The organism is Bifidobacterium sp. UTBIF-68, assembly GCF_006408855.1.
In the GTDB taxonomy this organism is placed as follows: domain Bacteria; phylum Actinomycetota; class Actinomycetes; order Actinomycetales; family Bifidobacteriaceae; genus Bifidobacterium; species Bifidobacterium reuteri.
Window position 1 is genome coordinate 1 of record NZ_JFAN01000057.1, and the last position, 3,477, is coordinate 3,477.

Annotated in this window: 1 rRNA gene; it reads right to left on the reverse strand. The window is 61.4% G+C overall.

The features are described 5' to 3' along the window. Positions 1 to 7: 7 nt before the first annotated feature. A 23S ribosomal RNA gene (locus BW14_RS11695) occupies positions 8 to 3,073 on the reverse strand. Between the last annotated feature and the right edge of the window lie 404 nt (positions 3,074 to 3,477).

Genomic DNA, 3,477 nt, shown 5'->3' on the forward strand with positions numbered 1-3,477 from the left:
TTGGTGTGTTGTGTGGCGTTCCCCCGTTAGTACCGGTCGGCTCCACCCCTCGCGGGGCTTCCACGTCCGGCCTATCGACCACGTGTTCTGCATGGGGGGTCACCAGCCCACGATGGGGCTGTAGGAATGCTTATCTTGGAGCAGGCTTCCCGCTTAGATGCTTTCAGCGGTTATCCCTTCCGAACGTGGCCAACCGGCCGTGCCGCTGGCGCGACAACCGGCATACCAGAGGTTCGTCCACCCAGGTCCTCTCGTACTATGGGCAGGCCTCCTCAACATTCCAACGAGCGCAGAGGATAGAGACCAAACTGTCTCACGACGTTCTGAACCCAGCTCGCGTGCCGCTTTAATCGGCGAACAGCCGAACCCTTGGGACCTGCTCCAGCCCCAGGATGCGACGAGCCGACATCGAGGTGCCAAACCATCCCGTCGATATGGACTCTTGGGAATGATCAGCCTGTTATCCCCGGGGTACCTTTTATCCGTTGAGCGATGCCGCGTCCGTACACCGGCACCGGATCACTAGTCCCGACTTTCGTCCCTGCTCGACCCGTCAGTCTCGCAGTCAAGCCACCTTGTGCACTTGCACTCGCCACCCGATTGCCAACCGGGCTGAGGTGACCTTTGGGCGCCTCCGTTACTCTTTGGGAGGCAACCGCCCCAGTTAAACTACCCGCCAGGCACTGTCCCAGACACGGATCACGTGTCGTGGTGAGACATCCAATGCGAACAGAGCGGTATTTCACCTTGCGACTCCGCGTGGTCTGGCGACCACGCCTCACGGTCTCCCGCCTATGCTACACAATCCACACCGAATGCCAATACCAAGGTATAGTAAAGGTCCCGGGGTCTTTTCGTCCTTCTGCGCTTAACGAGCATCTTTACTCGTACTGCAATTTCGCCGAGCTCCTGGTCGAGACAGTGGGGAAGTCGTTACGCCATTCGTGCAGGTCGGAACTTACCCGACAAGGAATTTCGCTACCTTAGGATGGTTATAGTTACCACCGCCGTTTACCGGGGCTTGAATTCACCGCTGCCCCCCGAAGGGATGACGGATCCTCTTAACCTTCCGGCACCGGGCAGGCGTCAGTGCATATACAGCGGCTTGCGCCTTCGCATGCACCTGTGTTTTTGGTAAACAGTCGCTACCCCCTGGTCTGTGCCACCCCCAACAGCTCCAGGAGCAAGTCCTTTCACCATCGGGGGCCTCCCTTGAACCGAAGGAACGGGAGTGATTTGCCGAGTTCCTTGACCAGGATTCGCTCGATCGCCTTGGTATTCTCTACCTGACCACCAGTGTCGGTTTGGGGTACGGGCGGCATGCGCCCTCACGCCGAAGCTTTTCTCGACGGCCGGGACCACCGGATCCACGCTCAACGCGCGTCCCATCGCACCTCACCCATACGCCCCCCGGATTTGCCTGGGGGACGGGCCGAATGCTTGGCCCGGGAAAACCACCTCCCGGGCCGGCTGCCCTTCCGTGTCACTCCTGCGCTCACCTACCGGGGCTACGGTCCCCACACCGCCACGACCACCATCCCGAAGGACGGATCACGCGGCGGGGAGGGTTAGTACTCGCCCTTTCGGTCATTTCGGTCGCAAGCCGGTACGGGAATATCAACCCGTTCATCCATTCGACTACGCCTGTCGGCCTCGCCTTAGGACCCGACTCACCCAGGGACGATGAACGTGGCCCTGGAACCCTTGGTCATCCGGCGGACGGGATCTTCACCCGCCTCTCGCTACTCATGTCTGCATTCTCACTCCCCCGAAGTCCACGGCAGGCTCACGCCGCCGCTTCGCCCCTCGGGGGACGCTCTCCTACCCAATGGCAAAACCACCATTGCCGCGTCTTCGGTGGCGTGCTTGAGCCCCGCTACATTGTCGGCGCGGAACCACTAGACCAGTGAGCTGTTACGCACTCTTTCAAGGATGGCTGCTTCTGAGCCAACCTCCTGGCTGTCTATGCGACTCCACATCCTTTCCCACTTAGCACGCGCTTGGGGACCTTAGACGACGGTCTGGGCTGTCTCCCTCTCGACGACGGAGCTTATCCCCCGCCGACTCACCGCCGGGATACACTTGACGGGTATTCGGAGTTTGGTTGCTGTCGGTACCCAGTACGGGCCCTCAAGCATCCAGTAGCTCTACCCCCCGCAAGCACTCACCCGACGCTGCACCCAAATGCATTTCGGAGAGAACCAGCTATCACGGAATTTGATTGGCCTTTCACCCCTAGCCCCAGGTCATCCCCCCGGTTTTCAACCCAGGTGGGTCCGGTCCTCCACACGGTCTTACCCGCGCTTCAACCTGCCCAGGGCTAGATCATCCCGCTTCGGGTCCAGGACGGGCGACTCAACGCCTTTTGAGACTCGCCTTCGCTACGCGTACACCACACGGCTTACGCTCGCCACCCGCCACTGACTCGCAGACTCATTTTTCGATAGGCACGCCGTCACCCCACAACGAGGGCTCCGACGGATCGTAGGCGCACGGTTTCAGGAACTCTTTCACTCCCCTCCCGGGGTGCTTTTCACCTTTCCCTCACGGTACTAGTACGCTATCGGTCAGACAGGAATACTTAGGCTTGCCCCACGGTCGGGGCGGATTCACACGGGGTTCCACGGGACCCGCGCTACTCGGGAAAACACGATCGACGGTCCACGCGCATTCGGGTACGGGGCCATCACCCTCTACGGCCCGGTATCCAACCCGGTTCCCCTAGCACATGGATTTCTCACCGCCGGCCGGCCCGTCGGGACCGGCGCACACGCTCCCACAACACCGCACACGCAACCCCCGACGGGTATCACACGCGCACGGTTTAGCCTGATCCGCTTTCGCTCGCCACTACTCACGGAGTGTCCTCTCCTGCAGGTACTGAGATGTTTCACTTCCCTGCGTACCCCCCGGCCAAGCCGGTGCCAGCCCATGACGGCTGGCGGGTTCCCCCATTCGGAGATCCTCGGATCAAAGCCCTGTCGGCGGCTCCCCGAGGCCTATCGCGGCCCCACACGTCCTTCATCGGTCCTGTCTGCCAAGGCATCCACCACACGCCCTTGCAAGCCACACGGCCCGCAAGCAACGACACAATGCCAGACGACAAATCATCGACAACATCAGATCACAAAACGATCGCAAACGAACACCAAAACAAGTTTGGAGTCCGAACGAAATCAACAACGAGACACCCGGGACACACCCGGATGCTCGCTCGCGTCCACTCTCCAGTTCTCAAACCACCACCGCACCCACACAAGCCCGCACACGCGAAACCGATCACGCACGCAAGCCCGAGCGGGGCAGGGCACCCGCACCAGGCAGAACACCCGGCGTGGCGGCCCGGGAACCCAAGAACGCGCCCATACCACCCCCACACGCCCACGACAGGCACACAGGCGAGCCGAATCCGATCTCTTCCACACCAGCAACCCCCGCACGGCCGGGAGCATCCCGGCCCAAGGGGCGAAACGGACG